18 protein-coding genes are annotated in these 24,386 nt (G+C 47.4%); 10 read left to right on the top strand and 8 right to left on the bottom strand.

The genetic code is table 11. The annotated features are described in order from the left end of the window. Position 1 precedes the first annotated feature (1 nt). From atpG to QHH26_09825, 5 genes are all read left to right on the top strand, one after another. Positions 2 to 859 carry an ATP synthase F1 subunit gamma gene (atpG, locus tag QHH26_09805; GenBank protein MDH7482249.1) on the top strand — a complete coding sequence of 286 codons (858 nt, stop codon included), beginning with the start codon at positions 2 to 4 and terminating at the stop codon, positions 857 to 859. 67 nt (positions 860 to 926) lie between these two features. After that, positions 927 to 2,330 (top strand): F0F1 ATP synthase subunit beta, encoded by a 1,404-nt coding sequence (gene atpD, locus QHH26_09810; GenBank protein ID MDH7482250.1) that lies wholly within the window; start codon positions 927 to 929, stop codon positions 2,328 to 2,330. Between the two features lie 80 nt (positions 2,331 to 2,410). Further along, complete coding sequence (locus tag QHH26_09815; GenBank protein ID MDH7482251.1) at positions 2,411 to 2,821, top strand: F0F1 ATP synthase subunit epsilon; 411 nt, start codon at positions 2,411 to 2,413, stop codon at positions 2,819 to 2,821. A 73-nt stretch (positions 2,822 to 2,894) separates the two neighbouring features. After that, on the top strand, positions 2,895 to 4,346 hold the full coding sequence (locus QHH26_09820) for a transglutaminase domain-containing protein (GenBank protein ID MDH7482252.1): 1,452 nt from the start codon (positions 2,895 to 2,897) through the stop codon (positions 4,344 to 4,346). A 74-nt stretch (positions 4,347 to 4,420) separates the two neighbouring features. Further along, positions 4,421 to 6,421, top strand: coding sequence for a diguanylate cyclase (locus QHH26_09825; GenBank protein MDH7482253.1), 2,001 nt, complete (start codon positions 4,421 to 4,423; stop codon positions 6,419 to 6,421). Between the two features lie 30 nt (positions 6,422 to 6,451). Here the strand turns inward: QHH26_09825 and QHH26_09830 are convergent, their stop codons facing one another. After that, positions 6,452 to 7,432, bottom strand: coding sequence for a CdaR family protein (locus QHH26_09830; protein MDH7482254.1), 981 nt, complete (start codon positions 7,430 to 7,432; stop codon positions 6,452 to 6,454). Further along, positions 7,429 to 8,316 carry a diadenylate cyclase CdaA gene (gene cdaA, locus QHH26_09835; GenBank protein MDH7482255.1) on the bottom strand — a complete coding sequence of 296 codons (888 nt, stop codon included), beginning with the start codon at positions 8,314 to 8,316 and terminating at the stop codon, positions 7,429 to 7,431. The genes QHH26_09830 and cdaA overlap by 4 nt, the downstream gene beginning before the upstream one ends. Positions 8,317 to 8,551: 235 nt before the next feature. Between cdaA and QHH26_09840 the strand changes: the two genes are divergently transcribed. From QHH26_09840 to QHH26_09860, 5 genes are all read left to right on the top strand, one after another. Continuing rightward, positions 8,552 to 10,186, top strand: a complete 1,635-nt coding sequence (locus QHH26_09840; GenBank protein ID MDH7482256.1) for a glycosyltransferase family 39 protein — start codon at positions 8,552 to 8,554, stop codon at positions 10,184 to 10,186. Then, positions 10,186 to 11,868, top strand: a complete 1,683-nt coding sequence (locus QHH26_09845; GenBank protein ID MDH7482257.1) for a tetratricopeptide repeat protein — start codon at positions 10,186 to 10,188, stop codon at positions 11,866 to 11,868. Before QHH26_09840 ends, QHH26_09845 begins: the two co-directional genes overlap by 1 nt. After that, positions 11,858 to 13,702: a tetratricopeptide repeat protein gene (locus tag QHH26_09850; GenBank protein ID MDH7482258.1), complete on the top strand. Its 1,845-nt coding sequence runs from the start codon at positions 11,858 to 11,860 to the stop codon at positions 13,700 to 13,702. The genes QHH26_09845 and QHH26_09850 overlap by 11 nt, the downstream gene beginning before the upstream one ends. 64 nt (positions 13,703 to 13,766) lie before the next feature. After that, entirely contained in the window at positions 13,767 to 15,887 is a 2,121-nt protein-coding gene (locus tag QHH26_09855; protein MDH7482259.1) for a tetratricopeptide repeat protein, read from the top strand. A 164-nt stretch (positions 15,888 to 16,051) separates the two neighbouring features. Continuing rightward, entirely contained in the window at positions 16,052 to 18,154 is a 2,103-nt protein-coding gene (locus QHH26_09860; protein MDH7482260.1) for a tetratricopeptide repeat protein, read from the top strand. 85 nt (positions 18,155 to 18,239) lie between these two features. Here QHH26_09860 and QHH26_09865 read toward each other — a convergent pair whose 3' ends face one another. The 6 genes from QHH26_09865 to QHH26_09890 all read right to left on the bottom strand — a co-directional run bounded on the left by QHH26_09865 (position 18,240) and on the right by QHH26_09890 (position 24,380). Continuing rightward, a complete protein-coding gene (locus QHH26_09865) occupies positions 18,240 to 20,333 on the bottom strand; it encodes a tetratricopeptide repeat protein (protein MDH7482261.1) in 2,094 nt (697 codons plus the stop codon). Positions 20,334 to 20,424: 91 nt separating this feature from the next. Continuing rightward, positions 20,425 to 21,321 carry a polyprenyl synthetase family protein gene (locus QHH26_09870; protein ID MDH7482262.1) on the bottom strand — a complete coding sequence of 299 codons (897 nt, stop codon included), beginning with the start codon at positions 21,319 to 21,321 and terminating at the stop codon, positions 20,425 to 20,427. Positions 21,322 to 21,330: 9 nt separating this feature from the next. Further along, positions 21,331 to 22,194, bottom strand: coding sequence for a bifunctional 5,10-methylenetetrahydrofolate dehydrogenase/5,10-methenyltetrahydrofolate cyclohydrolase (locus tag QHH26_09875; GenBank protein ID MDH7482263.1), 864 nt, complete (start codon positions 22,192 to 22,194; stop codon positions 21,331 to 21,333). After that, positions 22,175 to 22,624: a transcription antitermination factor NusB gene (gene nusB, locus QHH26_09880; GenBank protein MDH7482264.1), complete on the bottom strand. Its 450-nt coding sequence runs from the start codon at positions 22,622 to 22,624 to the stop codon at positions 22,175 to 22,177. The genes QHH26_09875 and nusB overlap by 20 nt, the downstream gene beginning before the upstream one ends. A 32-nt stretch (positions 22,625 to 22,656) precedes the next feature. Next, complete coding sequence (locus QHH26_09885) at positions 22,657 to 24,009, bottom strand: acetyl-CoA carboxylase biotin carboxylase subunit (protein ID MDH7482265.1); 1,353 nt, start codon at positions 24,007 to 24,009, stop codon at positions 22,657 to 22,659. Beyond that, positions 24,009 to 24,380 (bottom strand): type II secretion system protein, encoded by a 372-nt coding sequence (locus QHH26_09890; GenBank protein ID MDH7482266.1) that lies wholly within the window; start codon positions 24,378 to 24,380, stop codon positions 24,009 to 24,011. The genes QHH26_09885 and QHH26_09890 overlap by 1 nt, the downstream gene beginning before the upstream one ends. Positions 24,381 to 24,386: the final 6 nt, after the last annotated feature.

Raw genomic sequence — 24,386 nt, forward strand, 5'->3', positions numbered from 1 at the left:
AATGGCGGGAATTCGCGAAATCCGACGGCGAATCAAAACGATTCGAAATGTACAGCAAATAACCAAAGCGCTGAAGCTTGTTTCTGCAGCTCGTTTGCAGCGCGTCCAATCGAAAGTTGCAGAGGGGCGCCCTTATGCTCGAGAAATGCATAGTCTAATTGCAGACCTTTCAGCAGTTGGGGCGCAGGTTAGTCATCCTCTTTTAGAGGTTCGCGAGCCTGTGAATATAGGGGTGCTGGTGATAACCTCGGACAGAGGTATGGCAGGCGGATATAGCACGAATGTCATCCGCAAGGTTGACACCCTGATAAAGCCATATGGCAAAGAACATGTCAAGCTTGTCATAGTTGGCCGCCGGGCAAATGTCTACTATGTCAAGCGTGGCTATGACATCGTGTCTTTCTTACCAATGCCGACATCTGAGATTACCTTCGCCGAGGCCCGGCAGATTGGCCGAGAGATTATGAGCTTGTTTGAAACAAAGCAGGTTGACGTCGTGTACATTGTATACACGAGGTTTTATAGCGCTGTAAGGCAACAAGTGACCGAATTGCAGTTGTTGCCTGTGCGGCCGCAATCTAACGATGAGCGGGAAGAGCAGATAGAATACATATTTGAGCCGCCGCCAGAAGCACTTTTCGCTAGTCTGCTGCCCCGCTATGTAAATAATCAAATCTATCAGGCGATGCTTGAGTCGCTGGCGAGCGAGCATGCAGCAAGAATGACGGCTATGACCTTGGCAACGGACAATGCCGAGGATATGATAAGTGATTTGACTGTGCAATATAACCGCGCTCGGCAAGCTGCAATCACCAAAGAGCTTACTGAGATTGTTAGTAGCGCGGAGGCAGTGAAATAGGCAGGCGGCATATTTCTTCTACGTAAGAGAACATAAAACTTGCCCCTTAGGATGGAGAGCTCAAGACATGGCAGAAGGACGAGTTATCGAAGTAATTGGGCCAGTAGTTGATATAAGATTTCCAATCGGCCAGCTTCCAGAAATTCTAAATGCAATCAAGATAGTTGACGAGAGCAGAAATATTAATTTGACCGTCGAAGCTGCGCAGATGCTAGGGAACGAGGTTGTCAGATGCATAGCCATGGCAAGCACTGACGGGCTTGTTCGCGGCATGAAAGCAATTGACACAGGCGGCCCAATAACAGTTCCGGTGGGGAAGGAGACGCTTGGACGAGTATTCAACCTCCTGGGTGAGCCGATAGATAACGCCGGTCCAGTGAACACTGAAAAACGGTATCCAATTCACCGTCCTGCTCCTTCGCTAGAGGAACAAAGCACTGTTACCGAGCAGTTCGAAACCGGTCTAAAGGTTATTGATCTTCTGTGCCCATATGCCAAAGGAGGAAAAGTGGGTCTGTTCGGTGGCGCAGGCGTAGGCAAAACTGTCCTTATCATGGAGCTTATTAGGAATATTGCCACTGAGCATGGCGGCTATTCAGTGTTTGCAGGAATTGGGGAGCGTACTCGCGAGGGAAACGACCTATGGCTTGAAATGAAGGAATCAGGCGTTATCGAGAAAACGACCATGGTATTCGGGCAAATGAACGAGCCGCCAGGTGCCCGACTCAGGGTTGGGCTTTCGGCGCTTAGCATGGCTGAATACTTCCGGGATGAGCTGAGACAGGATGTTTTGCTCTTTATTGATAACATTTTCCGATTTGTTCAAGCTGGCTCGGAAGTCTCGGCTCTTCTTGGACGGATGCCGTCTGCTGTTGGCTACCAACCGACTCTTGCAACTGAGCTTGGGGCGCTTGAAGAACGAATTACTTCAACCAAGAGGGGATCCATCACTTCGATTCAAGCTATCTATGTGCCCGCAGATGACCCCACCGACCCTGCACCAGCAACTACATTTGCGCATCTGGATGCGACAACCTATCTTGAACGTCGAATAGTGGAAATGGGAATTTATCCCGCTGTTGACCCGTTGGTTTCGACATCTCGTATCCTCGACCCTAGAATTGTTGGCGAAGAACACTACTCGGTTGCTCGAAGTGTTCAGGCAACGCTCCAAAGATATAGGGAACTGCAGGACATCATTGCCATTCTGGGCATCGAGGAACTCTCAGAGGAAGATAAGTTAGTGGTCCATCGGGCACGGCGAATCCAACTTTTCCTATCACAACCAAACTTTGTTGCAGAGCAGTTTACAGGACAGCCAGGTCGCTATGTACCACTCAGCGAAACCATAAGGGGATTCAAGGAAATCATCGAAGGCAAGCACGATGATCTCCCAGAGCAGGCATTTTATATGGTCGGCGGCATAGATGAGGCGGTGGAAAAAGCTGAGCAAATAAAGGCAGCAGCTTAAGAGATATTTTCACTCACTCTTGCCTAGTGGTAGACAGTCGCTAAAATTCATTAGTATCTCATCATTTACTTGGTGCGATTATGCCGCAAAAAACGTTTAAACTTGAAATAGCAACCCCTGAGCGAGTAGTTCTGCAGGTGGACGCAGTCTCCTTGGTCGTTCCGGGCATCGAAGGCTCCCTTGGAATTCTGGCAGACCATGCCCCGCTGGTGGCTGAGCTTGATATTGGCGAGGCTGTGGTTCGCCAACAAGATGGTAATGTGATACGCCTCGCAGTCTCTGGGGGGTTTATAGAAGTCCGCAAAAATATCGTCCGTATCTTAGCTGATTCGGCAGAGCGTGCAGAAGAGATAGACGTTGCCCGCGCGGAAGCTGCCAAACGGCGTGCCGAGGAGCGCCTCAAGGAGCGCGCACGTGGAATTGACTATGCCCGTGCCGAGGCAGCCCTTAAAAGGGCGCTGACCAGGCTGAAAGTAGCACGTGGCGGATAAACTTCCTTTTACAAATACGCGTAGTGAAAGATTTTTTCTCTGGAGCGTGACAAAAGTGTTTAGCAGGTTTAACATGGCAAAAGTAATCATCAAAGCGGCTACAGTAATGGTGTCGGCGGCACTTATCTCGCATGCGCCGGCTAATGGCCAACAGATACCTAGCGAAACATGGATGGGAATCTATCTTGGCGATACTAAGATTGGTTATGCAAGGTTCGCGATTGACAAAGCAAAGTTTCAGGGTAAGGAGGGTTATAAGCTAGAAAGCACAAGCTTTACGCGCCTCCTCTCTCTGGGCGAGCCAGTAGAAATCATTATGGAGACTACCATCTACCTTAATAAAGAGTTTGCGCCGATTTATCAATTATTTGATATGTCGTCAGGCGGCCATACTACCAAAGTTACTGCAAAGTTCAGCGAAAAGGAAGTTTTGGCTGAGCTTTTATCGGAAGGCGAAAAGAGCACGAAAACGATTCCAATTCCGAAGGGAAGTCAACTAGTTGGAGATTCTACGTTCTTCCCAGCCATGATGAAGCTAAAAATTGGCGACAAAATGACAGTTAAGTGTTTCAATCCCATCAGCTTAATGCTCGACGACCTTCAGATTGAAGTATTGCGAAGAGAGGAGCTTAAGCTGGGTGATAAGGTTTATGATGCCTTTGTCGTAAAAAACCTAACACCATTGGGCGAAATGACATGTTGGCAAGATGAAAATGGCGAGGTTCTGAAAGTAACCGCCCTAATGGGGATGGTGATGCTCCGCGAACCCCAAGAGGTTGCGCAAAATATTGGAGGGGCCTACACGCCACCCGCAGATCTTGCAGTCATGACGTCGGCGCCGACCACAACCGATATCCCAAATCCGCGGCAGGTAAGATATATGAAGGTAAGGTTGATTGGGCTGTCCGACAAATCGTTGGCGATTAGCGATAAGCGTCAGAAAGTGACTTATACCTCTGGCGAAAAGCCGTCGGCTGAGTATGAGATCACTTCTTCCGACTTCGTTCCAGCGAATGCGCCTAACTTGCCTATTCAGGATCCGAATCTGGAGAAGTATCTTGGTGACAGCCCCTATGTCCAACCCACAAACTCTGAAATCCAGCAGACGGCTAAAGATATCATAGGCAACGAAAAGAATGCCTATCTTGCTGCTGCTCGCTTAAGGTCATGGGTTCATGCTAACATGCAATCGAAAGGGAATATCGGAATTGTCAGGTCATCTCTGGATGTGCTTCATACGAAAACCGGTGTTTGCCGTGATTACGCCATACTTTATGCGGCTCTCGCACGGGCCGTTGGAATTCCTACCAAACTTGTGGCTGGTCTGGTGCATTGGAAGGGTGGATTTTTCTACCATGCTTGGGCGGAGAGTTACGTAGGCGAGTGGATACCAATTGACCCGACGCTCCCATCTGACTTTGTGGATGCAACGCACATCAAGCTAGCGGAAGGCGATACCGGCGCAATGTTCGATACTGTAAAGACAATGGGTAGCCTTAAAGCTGAAATCTTAGAGTTTAAGTAGAGTATGCCTTCGCAAAAACCCCCAAATTAAAACTCAAGCAGAAGCTTATTATTGCCAATTATTAATAGTAAGTTATGCGGAAAATTGGCATTCGAAAAGCAAAAGCATCAGGCCAGTCATCTTGGCGTTGGAAACTATGCGCTCTTGTTGCCTGTCTGGTAATGTTGGTGGGCACAAGCGGTATTTGTGCATTTTACTACTATGCTCGCCAAACACTCTTTGATGAGATATGCAAAAGGCCTGCGTTTTTTGCCAACAGCGTTGCCCAACAAATTAACGCAGAAGAGCTTGAGTTGCTTCATGAGCGCGGAGACGAAGATACGGAAGCATACAGGCAAACAAAGAAACTGTTAGTCCGCTATAGAGCCGCAAATCCCGAAGTAAGACGTATCTACATACTGCGTCCGAGCAAGAATCTCAAGACATGGAAATTTCTCGTAGGCACAGAACAAGGCTCAAAGCTTGTTCCCCACATCGGCGACAAATTTGACGCATCGCAACTACCAGAATTGAGGGACGCGCTTTTGCGCCCGTCATCCGTCGCGAAGGTCAAGCATGCCCCCTGGGGCAATTGGATATCAGGATATGCGCCAATTCGGAACAGCTCGGGCCGGTTGGTAGGCGTCGTGGGAGTAGAAGTGTCTGCCAACCAGCTTGAAAGTGAGCTGGCCCAAATGCGGCGTGTGGGTGCATTTTTCTTGTTAACATCCGTCATATTTTCCATCGTGCTGACCTCAATATTCTCAGCGATTATCTTTCGTCCAATCACGCAGTTTGTCAGTCGTTTGCATGCTGTGGTTAAGGGAGAATTGGCAAGGCTTACGGATGACCATAGGTCTGACGAGATAGGACAGGTTGCTAGTGCTTTCAATGAAATTCTGCAATTGCTCGAACATAAGGAAGAAATGCTTTCCCGGATTAATTTGGACTATCTAACTGGGCTTTACAACCATGGTTACTTTCAAGCCAGGTTGCAAGAAGAGATTGACCGTGCCAAACAGCAATCGGGCGAACTTGCTCTGCTGATGCTTGATATTGACAGGTTCAAGTTGATTAATGATTCACTGGGACATATGGCCGGCGATGATATTCTCCGCCAAATAGCTGGTTTGCTTAAGCGAAATCTACACGAAAAGAATATTGCAGCTCGATATGGTGGTGAGGAGTTTGCCATTATACTACCTGGGGAAGGATTGCTCGGTGCTTTGAAAACTGCCGAGAAGATTAGAAGAGCTGTATCCGCGCATGCGTTTAAGCTTACCAAAGAATTGATAGGGGATGCCGAAAACCAAGCAATAAGCTTGACGGTAAGCATAGGGATAGCTGTATACCCGCAGCACAGCAAGGAGAAAATGGGTTTGATAATGGCGGCGGATTCAGCGCTTTATCAGGCAAAGCGACTTGGGCGTGACCGAGTATGTGCTTACAAAGCCGGAATTGGAGCGCGTGCAAGTGATCCTTCTCATGTCTCTATGTTCTTGCAAGACCCGACAGGAAGTGCAATTAAGGTCTTGGCTGCAGCCATAGATGCCCGAGACCCATATACGCGAAACCACTCGGAAAATGTTAGCAGATATGCTTTACTGATAGGCAAGCATTTTGGGCTAGATAATGAGCAGTTGGAGCTATTACATATGGCTGCCCGACTTCACGATATCGGGAAGATTGGCGTGCCGGACTGTGTGCTTGAAAAACCGGCAAGTCTTACGGAAGATGAGCTAAAACTTGTCAAGACCCATCCGCAGGTAGGCGTTTCGATCATCCGTGGCTCACAAAATCTTGATTTGATACTCCCGGGAATTCTATATCACCATGAACGCTATGACGGAACAGGTTATCCTTCTGGGCTTGCACAGGAAGAAATACCACTTTTTGCGCGAATAATCGCTGTTGCAGATGCTTTCGATGCCTTAACTTCAAACCGGCCATACAGGAAAGGCTTTTCCATAAGCAAAGCAATTGAGGTGTTGAAGAATAACAGCGGCACCCAGTTTGATCCCAAGGTTGTCGAGGCTTTTCTGAGCGAACTCTCAGCAGAAGGTTTTGAGGAGGAATCACAGGATAAGGCTGCATAATTCCTTGAATTATGCTTGCTATATGCTTGGTCACTGCGGTTCGTTATTGAGTTTGGGCGGAGTGGTTGGCACCTCAGGCTGAATTAAGGCAATTTGGACGCTAACTTGAACTCTGCTTCCATTCGAGATGGAAGTTCCTGGGGGAGGCACTATCTTGAGGCGCTGAGTAAAAGACCGAGTACGATTGGAGAGGTTTAGCGTCTCAGTTCCTACCGTGCTTATACGCATCAACTGTTCCGGCCGGCCATTCAGTGCTACTGTCTGTGGTTGGACGTCAATTTTGCTTACTTTGTAAGGGAAAGGAGGGCGTCCAACAATTGTAGGGCATACAAATACCATGCGACTTGCAGGGACTTTCTCTAAGCTAAGCCGAAGGTGAACTTTGCTTGGCGATATATCAATTCCGCGAATCTCGCGGTCGTTGCTGTCCCGCGCTGTTAATAGATAGTCCCCCTCTATTATTCCCTCTCTTAATTCTCCTGGTTGCACAGTCGCGGTTAGGCGGCTTATGCGGTTTACGAGCTCGGGCATTCCCCGCACAACTACCTTTGCAGGCGTAAATGAGGGAGCGCCAAAACGAAAGCCTACGGGTGGACTGCCGGCAAAATCAACCTCCGCTTTCATCACCCGTCGGGCCTCACGGACGAGAGTGATGAAGACTTCGCTGGGAACGGCTGTGCCCCGCACTAGCCCAGCATAGCCTTGGGGGGGAGTAACAATTACTGGTAATTTATGCTTGCCTTCTCCCTTCCCTCGGGCGCTGACGTGCACTTGTATTTCCTCTGGGTCTGCGGCTATTGCGTCGACATGCTCGCGAGGACCTTCGAGGATGACCTTGATTGTAGCAGGTTTGCTGGTAACAATTAGGCCTGGTTCGACCTTGCGGACTGCCAGCGGAATGCCGGATAGTTCTTTAGAGACGTTTGGGTTGTATCCCTTGTTGGCATAGAACCATATGACGAGCGCTATACCCAAGGCAAGTAGTTTGTATGGAAGGTTGTGCCTAATCATGGGTTTCTCCGCTCGCCCGACGTGCTCCCAATTCGCACTTTTAAGAATGCGTTTGAGACCGTTCGCCCGAGCCTGAACCTCCTCTCGTCTTCTGGGGTAAGTTGTAACGCTTCAACAAGCTTTGCGCGGACCTGTTCAGGGCTCAACCCGCGGAGAAGCTCTCCTTCTGCTGCATAGGAAATTGTTCCCGTTTCCTCTGAAACAACCAATACGATTGCGTCGCTCTCCTCAGCGACCCCTAGAGCTGCTTTGTGTCTGGTATGAATCATCGTGCCAAACCTTGGATTGTCGCTAAGAGGAAGCGTACAGCTCGCAGCAACGATTCGGTTGCCTCGGATTATAACCGCCCCATCGTGGAGCGGACTGCCGGGATGGAATATCGTCCTCAGAAGCTCAGCGGAAACAGCCGAATCAAGCTTGTTGCCGGTTGCAATAATGTTGTCAAGGCCAACGTCACGTTCTATTACAATAAGCGCGCCTGTTTTGGTCCTTGACATCTCGGCAATAGCCTTGCTAAGTTGATCAACGAAGTCCATGATGTCTTCTCGCCCTAGGGCATGGAAACCTTGGCCTAGAAATTTTAGCCGGCCAATTTCCTCAAGCGCATGGCGAAGCTCTGGAAAAAAGAGGATTACAAGCGCAACCGGGCCCAAGGGGACAAATACTCTAAGTATCCAGTTGAGTGCTCGGAGGTGGAGGTAATCGCTTATAAAAACTAAGAGGAAGAATATTCCTAATCCCCACATTATCTGCCATGCGCGCGTGCCTTTTACAAGCATCATTAGCTTGTAAATGACGAAAGCGACTACGATTACATCTACCACGGGCCAGATGTAATCTACGCTAAAAAATCGCCAGGGCGATATTGTTAATCCAGCATTCATCTTGATTCTTGCTTGCCGCCAAGGTATCTTTAAAAATTCTTGAAAAAGTATAGCACAGGCTATGATGAGGGTCAACCAAAGCGAGCAGATTAATTCTAGCCCGTGTTGACACTGCGTCAAACCTCATGTTAGACTTGCCGTGCAACAAATATAAATGCTTCTTGAATTTTTAATTCCCCTTATTCGCAATAGTGCAGAAAGTGCAATTTTCGGAGCATAATTAGAAGACATGCGTTTGAAAAACTTGCGAGAAAAGCTTAAGTGGCATTACATCTGGGCTCTTCGCGGAGCGCTTTTCCTTACAATAGCGCTTGTCATTATAGTCCGAATCCGATTTCTAGATGTTCCATTGGAGAGGGACGAAGGCGAATATGCCTATATGGCACGACTCATGCTTGAAGGAGTACCACCCTACCTTCTGGCATATAGTATGAAGTTGCCTGGAATCTATGTTGTCTATGCGCTAATTATGCTGCTCTTTGGCCAAACGATAGCTGGGATTCACCTTGGTCTTCTGTGCGCAAATGTTGCTACTATTATTCTTATTTACTTTGTTGGCAAGCGTTTGATGGGCGAGAGTGCTGGGGTCATTTCAGGGATTAGCTTTGCTATGTTCTCCATAAGCCCGTGGATACAAGGTTTGTGGGCCAACTCTGAGCATTTTGTCATCCTGCCTGCAGTCGGTGGTATGCTTCTTTTGTTGAAAGCCTACACAAAAGGGCGGCCATTGATGTTCTTCTTAAGCGGCTTGCTTTTTGGTTTTGCGATTATTGTAAAGCAGCATGGGATGTTTTTTGCAATCTTTGCTATTCTTTATACTTTCTACCTCCGATTAAGGAATCGTTCAGTTGTGTTGCCAAGGCTACCTAATGCAGAAGGGCTACTGGCGGTTGGGGTTGCAATTCCCTACGTTGTGACGTGCGCTGTACTCTTGGCGGTGGGGGTTTTTGACAAGTTCTGGTTCTGGACGGTAAAGTACGCAAGCGAATATACACGCTTGACCACGCTTTCGTCCGGAATCGAGAATTTCAATCTGAGCGCAGAAGCTATAGGGATACCAGTTTTGCCTCTTTGGCTTCTGTCGGCATTGGGGCTAACGGCGTTTATTTGGGATAGGAAATCCCGTGAGCATGCGGCGTTTCTTGTGGGTTTCCTGGTATTTTCATTCCTAGCTGTTTGTCCAGGTCTCTACTTTCGCCAACATTACTTTATACTTTTGCTACCCGCAGCCTCGTTATTCGTTGCTAGAAGCGTTGTCTCAACGAATCGCGTATTGAGAGAATCGAAAGTTCCGTTGCTCGGTTTTATACCCGTCATTATTTTTGTATTCGCATCAACCTATGGTCTTTACACGCAGGGTGATCTTTTATTTAAAGCAGACAATCGTATGCTATGCAGAGCTGTTTACGAGAACAGCCCATTTCCAGAATCAATAGAGATAGCAAAGTATATCCGGAAGCTTACTAGTGAAAAGGACAAAATTGTAGTATTTGGATCTGAACCACAAGTACCATTTTATGCACATCGTCGTTCAGCCGTGCCCTATATTTACACATACCCGCTCGTGGAAGTCCAACAGTATGCGATAGAGATGCAGCGTGACATGATTCGGCTTCTTGATAAAGCAAAGCCGAAATATTTGATTTTCTTTAATATGCAAAGTTCATGGTGTATTGCTAGGGGATCAACCAACGAAGTGTTCGGCTGGTTTGTAAATCAGATTATGAACAATTATCATACAGTTGGCATTATTGATATACTCTCTCCGGAGTTTACTTTGTACCTTTGGGATAGGGATGCGGACGGCCGCGGACTACCTGAGCAACACGATATTTACATTTACGAGCGAATTGCCGATTCCGGAGGGTGATGCATCTGCATGCGAACAGACTTTCAATTGCCGTTGGTCTATTTCTGATATTTGCAACCGGAGCTGTTTTCTGTCGAGTTCTGGAACATGATTTTGTTTTCGACGATAAGCCATATGTGCTTTTAAACGAGCACGTTAGGACAGGTATAAGCTTAGAAAATCTTAAATGGGCTTTCACATCGTTCTATTCTGCCAACTGGCATCCCCTTACTTGGATTTTTCACATGCTCGATTGCATGCTCTTTGGGCTAAAGCCTGCTGGTCATCACCTTGTTAATTTGATGTTTCACATAGTGAATTCCCTCTTGCTTTTTGGGTTGCTGAGTAAGATAACCGGGTCACAATGGAAGAGTGCTTTCGTTGCAGTGTTGTTTGCTTTGCATCCTCTTCACGTGGAGTCAGTAGTATGGATTGCAGAGAAAAAGGATGTTCTGAGCACGTTTTTCTTTTTACTCACAATATTGGCATATATCAGATATGTTAGAAATCCGATATTCAGCAGATATGCGTTAGTTGTTGTTTTCTTTATCCTTGGTCTAATGTCAAAGCCAATGGTGGTGACTCTTCCCTTTGTGCTCCTTCTTTTGGATTATTGGCCCCTCGGCCGTGTTTCTTCGTCTATTCCTTCTTACTCATCGTCAACTAAAAGAGCGGCTTCCATGGGGTGGCTGTTTTTTGAGAAGGTACCTTTGTTAATTTTAGCTATCTCGTCTTGCGTTATAACATACATTGCTCAGCAGAAGGGTGGTGCTGTTGGTTCTTTTGAACAATACTCTTTTGGAATCCGCACGGCTAATGCGGTTCTCTCATATGTCAATTATATAGGCAAGATGTTCTGGCCAAGGAACTTAGCAGTTTTCTATCCCCATCCCGGCAATTCAATAGCAACTTGGCAGGTTGTTTTGGCGATGCTAACTCTCTTGGCAATTTCTTTGTTCGCGGTGTTTACAAGGCGTACCAAACCGTTCTTCATAACAGGTTGGCTTTGGTATCTTAGCACCCTTATTCCTGTCATTGGTTTTGTTCAAGTTGGCGGCCAGGCGATGGCTGACAGATATACATACATACCGCTAATTGGTCTGTTTATAATGATTGCTTGGGGAGTTCCAGACTTGGTCGGGTATTTGAGAATCAAAGGCAAGCAAGGCGAAAGGTTGAAGGGTAGATTGCCTCACTATTTCGCTTCCAATGTTCTCCCATTGGTGGTTGGAATATCAGTCGGTGTTATAATGTTCTCCACTTGGGTCCAAGTTAGCTACTGGCAAGATAGCATCTCTTTGTATCGGCATGCAGTCGCCGTCACGCATGGTAATTGGTTGATGCACAACAATCTGGGAGTTGCTCTTGCGGCTGAGGGTAGGTATACCGAGGCAATTTGCCACTATCTTGCTGCTATTCGAGCCAAACCTGAATATGCCGATGCACACACCAATATGGGTAATGCACTCTCTAAATTGGGGCGTTTTAATGAAGCTATTAGCGAATACCAAAAAGCCATATCCCTCAATCCAACCAATGCCCTTGCGCACTACAACCTTGGAGCAATATTGGCTAGGTTGGGCCGATTTGATGAGGCTACTGCAGAGTTTGCAAAGGCTGTTAGCATTAATCCGAATTTGAGGGTGGCACAGCAAGCCCTGGAGATGCTGCGGAAGAGGCAGGTAAATCCAGATGGTAAATAAACCTAATTTGGCTAGCTATGTGCGCTTATTTCTTCTGGTTTTAATAATACTTGCAGTGTATTGGCGAGTATTGAACTTCGATTTTGTTGGTTTTGATGAAGATGTTTATATTACACAGAACGATCATGTCAAGCGTGGGCTGACGTTTGAAGGGGTAACCTGGGCGTTTACAACAACGGAAGCTTGTTTCTGGCATCCTTTGGTTTGGCTGTCGTACATGCTAGAACACACTTTGTTTGGAGAAAAACCGTTTATTTATCACCTAACAAATCTGCTTCTTCATATCGCAAACACCTTGTTGCTGTTTGCCGTCTTAAATAAGATGACTAGCTCAGCATGGAAGAGCTGGTTTGTCGCAGCGTTGTTTGCCGTGCACCCACTTCATGTGGAATCGGTAGCATGGGTTGCTCAGCGGAAAGACGTGCTTTGTACGTTATTTTTGATGTTGACGTTGTGGGCATATGTCAGATATACCTCTTCTCCGAGGATTGGAACCTACATCCTTGTTGTTGTGTTTTTCGCAATGGGTCTTATGGCCAAGCCAATGCTAGTAACTCTTCCGCTTGTGCTCATCCTCATGGACTACTGGCCTATTGGGCGTACTGCATTGTCAAGCCATTCGCTAATCAATAGGGTTTCAGTCAAAGGTCTTTTAGCTGAGAAAATACCTCTTTTAATACTCTCATTTGGAGCGGGCGTCGGGGCACTTATCGCTCAAAAAGGCGGCAGAGCCCTGGCAAGTTTGGAAGCCATTCCATTAGGAATCCGGTTGTCAAATTCATTGGTTGCTTGTGTAGGCTACCTTGCAAAGACCGTCTGGCCGCGAAGGCTTGCCGTATTCTACCCACATCCCGGTGATTCAGTTCCAGAGTGGCAGGTGGTCGGAGCTGCTCTCTTAATAGTTGCAATAACGTTTTTGGTGCTTGCGATAGGTAAGCGTAAGCCGTTTCTTCCCGTGGGGTGGTTTTGGTATCTTATCACCATTGCCCCAGTCATTGGGCTCGTTCAGGTCGGCTCCCACGCAATGGCAGATAGGTATACTTATATTCCCTTAATTGGCATCTTCATGATAATAGCATGGCTGGCGCCCAGCATGGGTGAATATATAGGGAGGGAGGAAAAATTTTCGATTCCTCGGTTTTCGGAGTCCATGATATTCACTATTGCAGCCGCATTGGTCATCGCTGCCCTGATGGTTTCCACCTGGGTGCAGGTTGGTTATTGGCAGAATGGCCAGACTCTATTCAGCCATGCTATTAAAGTGACGTCGAATAATTGGCTTGCACATCATAACCTAGGGGTGGCACTCAAAGAAAAAGGCAGAATCGATGAAGCGGTTGCTCATTTTCGAAAAGCTCTCAAGATTAGGCCGAATTACCCTGATGCTCGTTTGAACTTAGCAACTACTTTGGCTGAGAAGGGGGACTTGAACTCTGCGGGGACGGAGTTCGCAAGAGCATTGAGGGGAACCGCAGATGATGCTGATGTCTACTACAATCTTGGGATTGCTTTTTGCTCGCGAGGGAGGCTTGAAGAAGCAGAGGCGGAATTTCGAAAGGCGTTAGCGATAAAGCCTGACCATGTGTTGGCGCTGATGAACCTCGGTTCAGTATTAGGCCAAAAAGGAGACAACCAAAGTGCAATAAAATATCTAACTAGGGCTGTTGAAATTAGACCCAGCTATGCAGAGGCACACTTTAACTTGGCAGTTGCATTCTCTATCGCTGGTGAATATGAACGTGCCTGGGAGGAGCTTTGCCTGGCAGAGAAGCATGGTTTTAAGCCTGACCACAAATTTAGGAAATTTTTGGCAATCAAAGCAGGCAAGGAGTGACCCTCCTTCATGTCTAATTTTTGTATCATCAGGGGCATTTGCAAGAAGTGGAAGGTGGTTTGGAATGCGCTCCCCATATTTAGTAGGATTATTACTTGTCATTATTACAGTTGCGGTCTATTGGCCTGTTCTTCGGCATGACTTTACCAATTATGACGACGATAAGTATGTAACCGATAACCCACCAGTGCAGGCAGGTCTAACGGCGCAGAGCATTGTGTGGGCTTTTACCAGAATTCACGAGAGCAACTGGCATCCGCTTACATGGTTATCCCATATGCTCGATGCCCAACTTTATGGTCCTAATGCTATGGGCCACCATTTGACCAATTTGATATTTCATATAGCAAATGTTGTGCTTCTCTTTTTGGTGCTCATGTTAATGACTGGATGTGTGTGGAGAAGCGGCTTTGTGGCGGCGCTTTTTGCCATACATCCATTGCATGTCGAATCGGTTGCATGGATTGCAGAGAGAAAGGATGTTCTAAGCACCTTCTTTTGGCTACTTACCATGTTGGCGTATTTCCGATATGCGTCATCACCGCGTCTGGGAACTTACTTGCCGGTCGTTGTTTTGTTTGCACTTGGTTTGATGTCAAAGCCAATGCTTGTAACGCTTCCTTTTGTGCTCCTTCTCATGGACTACTGGCCCCTTGGTCGGACAACGTTTTCTAGTAATTCAGGGCTTTGTGTGTCTTGCGGCGTGGAGGGAAAGCATAAGGCGGGCAATTTAGCGAGTGGGCGAAAGTCAGGCAAAGGTTTTGTCAGGTTTAGTGAGAATATGAGCCTTTTGAGGGAGAAAACGCCGCTTTTTCTGATGACCCTTGCGTCGTGTGTGATAACCTTCTATGCTCAGAAGAAACAGGGTTCGGTTCAGACCTTTGAGTTTTACCCATTCGGTGTTCGAATAGCTAATGCTTTCGCTGCATATTCAAGCTACATCCGAAAAACACTCTGGCCAAACGATTTAGCATGCTTTTATCCGCATCCTGGTAGAGACCTGGCGATGTGGAAGGTCCTGTGGGGATTCGTTGTACTTGCAAGCATTTCGTATTTTGTGTGGCGGTTTGCGAGTCGGCGACCATATCTGGTGGTAGGTTGGCTTTGGTATCTCGGCACTTTGGTACCAGTAATTGGCCTTGTCCAGGTTGGCATGCAAGCGATGGCAGACAGATATACATACATACCACTGATTGGTCTCTTCGTAGCCATTGCTTGGGGAATACCCGAATTGATTAGAAAGAGCAATTCCGATGGCAAAGAGGATGGAAGGCAGAAAGTAGAAGCGACGACCATTTTTCCATTTGCGGCATGCATTGCGATTGTTGCTTTAATGATAGGCACATGGTTTCAGGTAGGGTATTGGAAGAATAGCATAACCTTGTTCGAGCGCGCACTTGCTGTTACGGAAAATAATGACACGGCACACAATAACTTGGGAATTGCCCTGGCATGGCAGGGGCGGCTGGAGGAGGCAATTCCGCACTACAAGCGGGCGCTTGAAATTTCACCGATGTATGGTGATGCGCACGGTAACTTGGCGAATGCATATGCTCAATTAGGCATGTACGACGACGCCATCCGCGAATACAAAGAGGTGCTCAAACTCAACCCGAATGACCCAAGGGCCTACTATAACATGGGTAATGTTCTTGCTGCCCAAGGCAAGGCAAAAGAGGCACTGCAAAACTATTCAAGGGCTTTGGGAATCAAGCAGGACGACGCCGGCGCCCACCTTAGCATAGGAAAAATGCTTGCTGATCAAGGCAAGTATGACGAGGCTTTGGCGGAGTACAAGAAGGCTGTTGAGTTAAAGCCTTCGTTTGCTGAGGCGCATTACAATATGGGGTTGGCACTAAGGCGACTTGGCAGGTTTGATGAAGCGATTAAGGCATATCGCGAGGCCATTCGCTACAAGCCCGAATACCCAGAGGCACTAAACAATTTGGGCAATGTTTTGCTGCTTCAAAAGAAGTATGACGAAGCAATAGAGGAATATAAGCGCGCCATAAGAATCAGGCCGAACCATGCTGAAGCGCACCATAACTTGGCGGCGGCATACTTTTATAAAGGAGAATATGCTAAGGCATGGGAAGAAATACATCTCTGCAAGAGGTATGGGTTCAATCCGGTGCCTGCATTGCTAAACTCACTTTCTCAAAAAATGCCCGATCCCGGCGAATAGATTGATTAGGGATTAAGATGTCACAAAACTTATTCTTGAATTAAGGTTAAGCGAGGCGGTTGACGTTTTTCAGGCACCAAGAAATTAAATTCGAAACGAGCTAAAATCCATTTTGAAGTTTTATTTACCACATATCCAAAGGCTAAGGGAGGTTTGCTCGCGGAATGGATGGCTTTGTCAAAATGTATGGGTCATATTTGGCCGGGTGTTTGCTTATACTTGTAGCCATCGTTGCTTTTGTGCCTCTATTCGGCAATGGCTTTATAAATTATGACGATGACGAATATGTAACAGACAACAGTCATGTTAGGGCTGGCCTTACGCTTGCAAACGTTGGCTGGGCGTTCACCACAATGCACGAGAGCAACTGGCATCCTCTTACATGGTTGTCTCACATGCTCGACTGCCAGCTTTTCGGCTTGAATCCAATAGGTCACCACCTCATAAATTTATTTATACACATAGCGAACACACTATTGCTGTTTGGTATTCTTAGCCTTCTTACTAGGTCGATTTGGAAGAGTGGGTTTGTTGCGGCTTTGTTTGCCGTGCATCCGCTTCATGTTGAGTCGGTTGCCTGGGTAGCAGAGAGAAAGGATGTTCTAAGCACCCTTTTTTGGATGATTACGATATTAGCCTACATCCGATATGTTCAATCCCCTAGGATTGCAACTTACATCCCAGTTATCGTATTCTTTGCTCTTGGATTGATGGCAAAGCCCATGGTTTTGACGCTCCCATTCGTTCTTCTCCTCATGGATTTCTGGCCTCTTCGCCGTCTTAGCGCTGCAAATCCCTCGTTGTTCTCTACACTTACGAATAAGAAACTATTGGTTGAGAAAATACCCTTTTTTGTGCTTACCATTGGTTCTGCAATAATCACGTATATCGCTCAGCAGAAGGGCCTCAGTGTCGCCACGCTGGAGCGTTACCCGATTGGAATGCGCATAGGCAATGCGTTAATCTCCTATGTCTCATATATTGGCAAGATGATAATTCCAAGCGGCCTATCGGTCTTTTATCCATACCCAGCCGTCATAGTTGCATGGAAAATGATTGGTGCGCTTGTGATTATTGTCGCCATTACTGCCTTGGTGCTCTGGCAGTCCCGAAGGCGGCCATATCTTGTGTTTGGATGGTTCTGGTATTTGGGCACCTTGGTTCCTGTGATTGGCTTTGTTCAGGTTGGTTGGCAGGCGATGGCAGATAGATACACATATATTCCGTTGATTGGTTTGTTTGTTATTCTCGCGTGGGGAATCCCTGATTTAATTGAGTCTATCCGAACGGGCAAGCAGGTCGGGAAAAAGTGCCAGACAGCAGATATCAGACAAAACCTTATTTTCTCAGCAGTAGCTTGTGTTCTTGTCATGATTCTAGCGGCAACGACATTTAGGCAAGTGACGCATTGGCGAGATAGCGTGACGTTGTTCAGCCATGCCCTAAAAGTGACAAAGGAAAATCCCGTGGCAGAAAACAACCTTGGCCTTGCATTAACCGCTCTAGGAAAACATGCTCAGGCAATCGAGCATTTCAAGAAGGCATTGAAAATCGAACCTACTTGGGCAGATGCACATCATAATCTGGCAATTGCATATTTTCAAAGCATGGACTTTGAAAAAGCCGCTTTTCATTTCCAAAAAGCTTTGAAAATAGATCCTAAGCATGCGCGGGCTCATAACAACTATGGAGGACTTCTTCTAAAGCAGGGGAGGCTTGATGAAGCGGCAATGCACTTCGATAAGGCTCTAATGGCGAAGCCAGATTATGCACAAGCACACATCAATCTAGGTATCCTTCTGGGCATAAAGGGTAAATCTGAAGAGGCAGTTGAGAGTTATAAAAAGGCGATTGAACTCGATCCGTTCCTGCCGGATGCACATTATAATTTGTCCATAACATTGGGGGAGCTAGGAAAAGTGCGTGAGGCAATTGAAAGTTGCCGAGTTGCATTAAAGCTTCGCCCAAACTGGCCTGAGGCGAAGAACAATTTGGCTTGGTTGCTAGCAACCCAGAAGAAGCCTACTTACCGCGATGCGCTAGAGGCGATAAAACTGGCGAAAGCGGCATGCGAGGCCGTCAGATATGAGGATTCGGGTTTGCTGGATACGCTTGCAGCCGCCTATGCCGCCGCTGGCCGCTATGACCAGGCTATATCTACGGCACGCAGAGCGCTTCAGCTGGCGATAACTCAGGGCTCACCAGCAGCTCCTGAAATCGAGATGAGATTGCGCAGTTACGAAGCTCACCGTCCGGTTGGTAACTAGCGCCCAGTGGGTTTAGCGTGAGCGTAGCTGGCAGGAATTCCAAAAGTCGTTATTTTCTTCAGCTAGAAACTTAAGGGCCACGCGTTCAGGGTTTTTGCATCTTTTCTGATAATCCCCGAAGGAAGTTGGGATTTGGCTCGGCACCATATTTCTTTGCAAGCATGACCTCGTTCCATGCTTCCGCATACCGTCCTGACATAAAAAGTGCTACTGCAAGGTTGTTGTGTGCACGGCCAAATTTTGGATCAAAAGCCAATGCCTTCTTATATTCCTTTGCAGCTTCATCAAACTTGCCTTCACGTAGTAGGCCGTTCGCTCTGTTATAGTGTTCTATTGCTAGGTTCTGCTTTGACTTTTTGCTTGAACCCTCAAGCAGATTTTTGGTGGCGATGGCGACCTCCAGATTATGTCGCGCATCCGGCACTTCTGGGTCAAGTTGGAGCGCTTTTTGATAGTTGGCAATTGCTTCGTCATACAAACCTTTTAAAAGTAGGGCGTTGCCAAGGTGAACGCGCGTTGGGGCATAGTCTGGCCTAAGCTGGATTGATGCTTGGTAGTGGGCGATTGCATCATCGAGCCTGCCCTTGCGCACAAGTGCGTCGCCAAGGTTGAAATGTGCTTCAGGATAGTTAGGTGTGAGTCTTAAGGCTTCCTCATATTCAGCGATGGCTTCGTCAATTTTGCCCTGTCTTGCCAACGCAATGCCTAAGTTGTTATGCGCATGTGAGAATTCTGGATTCATTTCCAGCGCCCTTTTGAACTGGACTATCGCCTCTTTGACTTTGCCCTGCTCCATGTAGCTCCATCCCATATTAGTCGGTGCTTCTGCTGTCACCGTGGGGGTTGGGAAACGCACTAGTGAAGGTAAAAACATCAAAGCGATGCATAATATGAAGCAAATAGTGCCGCGGATGTCCCTTCTTAAAACAAGCTTGGTTGCTTCTAGCAGCCCATAACCCGAAAAGATTGCTAGTGCCGGGACCATAGGCGCACGATATCGAGAACTTACAGAAAAAATCATTAGGCTTAAGAAAATCGAAAGTATGTATAGACCAAGAATGCTGACCTGTCTATCGCGCAATCTTTTCCATCCAAATAACCCAAGTCCGGCAAGTAAGGGAAATGGCAAAGCAAGCCAGCGAAGAATAGGAACATATTCGCGCTCATAATAAATGTTGTAACTGCAGGGAGATTCGCGGTTGTGGAGCGACCAGATGACTTTGCGGCCAAGAAGTTTCAGATACTCGAATGGGTGCTCGCAGATGAAGCTCAGGGCGAGCCTGAACCAATATGCCGATGACTCGGATGGCTTAACTTGCCTACCGAGTGCACTCGATGCCTGAGCCATTTCCTCCTGCTGTTGGGTGAGAATTGTGCCGCTAAACCCTGGTAGCGGGGTAGATATTCCGGTTGCATATTCGCTGTTCCCTTGGGCAAACACGATGCCTGCATTTGTGGAAAGCAAGGCAAAGTCCTTGCCTATAAAGTAATTTCGCGCGGTAACCGGGATAATCGGAATCACCACGCCTATTAGGAGGAGTGCAGTATAGCAGATTGTTCGGTTGTTGCGTTTGTATTTTAGCAAAAGCCATAGAACTGCGAGCAGGGCCATTATGAGGGCAGCAGGGCGGCATAAAGCGCTAATTCCGAAAGCCAGTCCTAAGGCTAGAAACATGCTAGCTGATTGCCGCTCGGTGGCATAAATCAGAGCGAGAATTGAGGTTAGATTCAAAGTTATGGCAAGTATCTCAGTGAGAAGCTTGGTCTCAAGATAGATTAGTGGCGAGTAAATGAGCACTAGTCCAGAAGCAACAAGACCGACCGCACGGCTTATAAGCTTTCTCCCGATGATGTAGACAAGAATCGTGTTTATAGTGCCTAGCACCGCCTGAAGTAGATAAATAATAGGGTAGTTGTGTCCGGCTATTTTGTAAATTAGTGCTAAAAAATAGGGGTATAGCGGCGCCATATAGAATGGCATCGGCCCATATCCTTTTCCCTCGGCGACTCTCTGCGCCCATGCGTCGTAGTAGGCGGAGTCTAAGGTAACGCGGTAATAGTAAGGGATGTGTGCCTTGTATTCTAACAGGTATACGGCTCGAAGCGTCACTGCCGCGAGCAAAATAAGCCCTATTGGCAGTATTTCTCGGCGCAGGGAACTTGCGTTCTTTCCCGACATTCTTAGTTTGACACCTCTGCAGAGAAGCGCAGACCGGCGCCTTGTGTGTTAATCCATAGCTTTTCCTTAATGAGAATTTTGTTGCTTAATCTTATGTCTTGCGTTCAACTATGAACCGTGCAATTGCACGAAGCGGTTCTGCACGCATGTCAAAGCTTTCTAGTGCTTTTAAGGCTTCTTGGGTGACTTGCAGAGCCTTTTCTTTTGATTTTTCCAAGCCTAGTATTGCAGGAAAGGTTGATTTTTGCTTGCGCAGGTCGCTTCCGACTGTCTTGCCGAGCTTCTCTTGTTCGCCTTCTAGGTCGAGGATATCATCAACAATTTGAAACGCAAGACCAATCTTTCGCCCATAAAGGCTCAGCGCCGCCAACTGTTCGGAAGTTGCTCCGCCTAGAAGCCCTCCGCAAACAATGCACGCCTCGATTAATGCGCCAGTTTTGTGGGAATGCATGAATTCGAGCGTTTCAAGTTCAATTTTTCTGCCCTCAGACTCCATATCTACAACTTGACCGACAACCATACCCCCAGTGCCAGCAGCGGCGGCAATCCGCCTCGTTACATCAAGTATTGTGTTTGCAGGCACGCCTTCAGTTTTGGTGATTGTTTCAAATGCGAGCGCCAGCAGCGCATCTCCTGCAAGCATTGCCATGGCTTCCCCAAAGACCTTGTGATTAGTAGGCTTGCCTCTTCGGAAGTCATCGTTGTCTAATGCAGGTAGGTCATCGTGAATCAGGGAGAAGGAATGGATGAATTCAACGGCGCATGCTGTGGGCAAGGCTTTCTCGGAATCACCGCCTACAGCTTCGCATGCCGCCAGCACGAGGACTGGCCTTATCCGCTTGCCGCCATCTAAGACGCTATATCTCATTGCGCGGAAGAGGATTTGTGGGTATTGGTCCTCTTGTGGTAGAAACCTATCGAGGGCGGCTTCTATTTGCTTGCGCTTTTCCGAAAAATATTCTTGCAGGTCAAAGGTTTTGTTAATCATTAGCAAAAGCTATTTGCGTTCTGCTATTCGGCTAGCTGCTTTTAGAGTGTTTCTTAGTAGCATTGCAATCGTCATTGGACCGACACCGCCAGGAACGGGCGTTATCCAAGATGCCTTTTCCGCTGCTTGTTCGAAGTTCACATCGCCAACATCCTTATCGCGGCCTTCGACCTTGTTATAGCCTGCATCAATAACGATTGCGCCTTCTTTAATCATATCGCCCGTTATCATTTCCGGTTTGCCTACTGCTGCCACGAGAATGTCTGCCTGCCTTGTCATCTCCGCCAGGTCTCGGGTGCGTGTGTGGCATATAGTCACTGTTGCATGGCGGTTGAGGAGATAAAGCGCGACCGGTTTGCCAAGGATTATGCTTCGGCCGACTACAACTGCATGCTGTCCTTCTATAGGAATATTATATCGGTCGAGTAGCTCGATAATGCCTGCAGGAGTTGCTGCTACGAACAAAGGATCTCCAGTCACTAGGCTTCCCAAGCTGTATCGGCTGATTCCATCAACATCTTTTTCTGGAGCAACAGCATCAAGGATGCTTTGTTCGTTTAGGTGCTTTGGAACTGGATGCTGAACCATAACGCCGTGAATGCTTGGGTCGGCGCTAAGCTTCTTGACGAGGTCTTCGACTTTTTCTTGTGTCGAGTCTGTCGGCAATTCGTGAACAGTCGAAAGCATTCCCGCCGCTATAGCGGCCTTTCTTTTCATGTTTACGTACACTTTAGATGCAGGGTCTTCGCCGACGATGACTACTGCGAGATTGGGCACTATCCCATGCTCGGCGATTAATTTCTCAACGCCGGCTTTTACCTCTTCTCTAATAGTCCTAGCAGTTGCTAATCCATCAAGAATTTTGGCCCTCATTTTGTTGCTCCTCAATTTTGATTCCTTGCTCACGTAACAAGGCTCCGAGAACTCCGTTCACGAAGCGTCCGGAATCTTCAGTGCTATATTTCTTGGCTAGCTCGACCGCCTCGTTAATTGAGACGCTCGGTGGTATTTGATCTAGATAAAGTATCTCGAAAATCGCCATCCGGAGGATGTTCCGATCTACAGCAGGTTGGCGTTGAAGTTCCCAGCCGACGGATAGGCGCTTGAGGCGTTCGTCAATCTCTTTTAAGTGTTCTAAAGTGCCTTTGACTAGTTCTTCTGCGAACTTTGCACTGCTTTCCTCAAGCTTTGCATTTATTAGGGCAGTATCTAACGCTTCTTGAGGCGGTATTCGCGCAATATCAACTTGATAGAGAACATTCAGTGCCAGCTCTCTGGCTGCTCTTCTGCTTTTAGTACCCATTGCGTTGCTGCCTGGTTGGTAAGGTTTTTTCCTTATCCGCTTTCTTCTAACATACGCCTAATAAAGCTTGTAGATAAATCTCCTCGGCGATAATCCGCATTCTTCATAATTTTCATATGGAATGGTATGTTTGTCTTAAGGCCTTCAATGGTAAACTCGGATAAGCATCTAGCCATGCGGTTTATTGCGCCATTTCGGTCATTATCCCACACGATTAGCTTTGCAAGTAGGGAGTCATAGTAGGGAGGAACGACATAACCCGGATATATATGAGTGTCGATGCGAACGCCTAATCCACCGGGGAGTGTCAACCCCTCAATTTTGCCCGAGGCTGGTGCGAAGTCTCGTTCGGGGTCCTCAGCGGTGATTCGGCATTCTATTGCATGCCCCCTAAGCTGGATGTCCTTCTGGTTGAAGCTAAGCTTTTCACCTGCGGCAATTCGTATTTGCTCTTTCACGATATCAACGCCGGTCACCGCCTCGGTGACCGGATGCTCCACTTGGACGCGAGTATTCATTTCCATGAAGTAAAAGTTTTTCTTTTCGTCAAGCAAGAACTCAACAGTTCCAGCATTTGTATAACCAACTGCCTTTGCTGCACGTACTGCCGCTTCCCCAATTTTTGCCCTCATCGATGGGGTCAAAGCAACTGATGGTGCCTCCTCGAGCATCTTCTGGTGGCGCTTGTTTTGAATGGAACATTCACGCTCACCCAGGTGGATTACATTCCCATGTTCATCTGCCAGGATTTGCACCTCGATATGCCTTGGTTCTTCGATAAACTTTTCCATGTAGAGATCTGGGTTGCCAAATGCAGATTCAGCTTCTGTTTGGGCGATTTTAAGTGTTTTAATGAGCTCGTCTTCGTTCCTGACGAGTCGTATTCCACGGCCACCCCCACCAGCGGCTGCTTTTAAAAGCACGGGATATCCCATTTTTGCGGCGGTTTTGATTGCCACTTGCTCGTTTTGGAGCACTCCCTTCGTACCTGGTATCACAGGTACTCCCGCCGATTGCATTATTTCTCGCGCCTTAGCCTTATTACCCATTTTTTCAATGGCAGAGGGCTTTGGGCCAATAAACTTGATTTTACATGCTTCGCATGCTTCCGCAAAACTTGGAACCTCTGAAAAATAGCCGTACCCAGGGTGGATTGCTTCTGCACGGGTAATTATTGCGGCACTTATGATATTTGGTGCGTTAAGGTAACTGTCTTTGCTTGCTGGCGGCCCAATGCATATTGCCTCGTCCGCTAGTCGTACATGCAGCGAGTTTGCGTCTGCTTGAGAGTAGACTGCGACTGTGGCAATTTTCATCTCCCGGCAGGCTCGAATGATGCGAACGGCAATCTCACCACGGTTTGCAATTAGGATTTTCTTGAACATTAGTACCTCTCATGCCCAGGATATGTGCAGCTCACGGTACCGGTTGAAGGGTCATATTTGTATTCCTTGCCCGAAACAGGGCACTTCCGGATGCTTTCCGATACGCCGCTAGACTCAAGCTCGGCTAGCGTTGTCGGAAATTTCCCTTCTCCAGTCTGCCGGTACATTTCGATTGCTGCTCGAATATTCCGCAGGTTGTTCATGCACTCAACGCTCTCTGCGCGCTCCTTCGGACCTGCAACCGTGCCTTCTTCAGGCGACGAGCGCTCCCCTAAATATCGGGGGATGATAAAGTACCCGATTAACATCAGAATCGCAACCACTACGAGTATTTCAATTAGCAAGAGTTGCCCACGATTGTTTCGCAACATATTTTT

The sequence above is a fragment of the Armatimonadota bacterium genome, from assembly GCA_029907255.1.
In the GTDB taxonomy this organism is placed as follows: domain Bacteria; phylum Armatimonadota; class UBA5829; order DTJY01; family DTJY01; genus JAIMAU01.

What these genes read in the sequence shown, in the direction of transcription:
- cdaA (MDH7482255.1), bottom strand. Translation starts at nt 8,316, where the DNA reads ATGAATGCTGGATTAACAATATCGCCCTGGCGATTTTTTAGCGTAGAT.
- QHH26_09875 (MDH7482263.1), bottom strand. Translation starts at nt 22,194, where the DNA reads ATGAGGGCCAAAATTCTTGATGGATTAGCAACTGCTAGGACTATTAGA.
- atpD (MDH7482250.1), top strand. Translation starts at nt 927, where the DNA reads ATGGCAGAAGGACGAGTTATCGAAGTAATTGGGCCAGTAGTTGATATA.
- QHH26_09865 (MDH7482261.1), bottom strand. Translation starts at nt 20,333, where the DNA reads ATGTCGGGAAAGAACGCAAGTTCCCTGCGCCGAGAAATACTGCCAATA.
- QHH26_09850 (MDH7482258.1), top strand. Translation starts at nt 11,858, where the DNA reads ATGGTAAATAAACCTAATTTGGCTAGCTATGTGCGCTTATTTCTTCTG.
- QHH26_09870 (MDH7482262.1), bottom strand. Translation starts at nt 21,321, where the DNA reads ATGATTAACAAAACCTTTGACCTGCAAGAATATTTTTCGGAAAAGCGC.
- QHH26_09885 (MDH7482265.1), bottom strand. Translation starts at nt 24,009, where the DNA reads ATGTTCAAGAAAATCCTAATTGCAAACCGTGGTGAGATTGCCGTTCGC.
- QHH26_09830 (MDH7482254.1), bottom strand. Translation starts at nt 7,432, where the DNA reads ATGATTAGGCACAACCTTCCATACAAACTACTTGCCTTGGGTATAGCG.
- nusB (MDH7482264.1), bottom strand. Translation starts at nt 22,624, where the DNA reads ATGGGTACTAAAAGCAGAAGAGCAGCCAGAGAGCTGGCACTGAATGTT.
- QHH26_09890 (MDH7482266.1), bottom strand. Translation starts at nt 24,380, where the DNA reads ATGTTGCGAAACAATCGTGGGCAACTCTTGCTAATTGAAATACTCGTA.
- QHH26_09860 (MDH7482260.1), top strand. Translation starts at nt 16,052, where the DNA reads ATGGATGGCTTTGTCAAAATGTATGGGTCATATTTGGCCGGGTGTTTG.
- QHH26_09815 (MDH7482251.1), top strand. Translation starts at nt 2,411, where the DNA reads ATGCCGCAAAAAACGTTTAAACTTGAAATAGCAACCCCTGAGCGAGTA.
- QHH26_09845 (MDH7482257.1), top strand. Translation starts at nt 10,186, where the DNA reads ATGCATCTGCATGCGAACAGACTTTCAATTGCCGTTGGTCTATTTCTG.
- QHH26_09855 (MDH7482259.1), top strand. Translation starts at nt 13,767, where the DNA reads ATGCGCTCCCCATATTTAGTAGGATTATTACTTGTCATTATTACAGTT.
- QHH26_09825 (MDH7482253.1), top strand. Translation starts at nt 4,421, where the DNA reads ATGCGGAAAATTGGCATTCGAAAAGCAAAAGCATCAGGCCAGTCATCT.
- atpG (MDH7482249.1), top strand. Translation starts at nt 2, where the DNA reads ATGGCGGGAATTCGCGAAATCCGACGGCGAATCAAAACGATTCGAAAT.
- QHH26_09820 (MDH7482252.1), top strand. Translation starts at nt 2,895, where the DNA reads ATGGCAAAAGTAATCATCAAAGCGGCTACAGTAATGGTGTCGGCGGCA.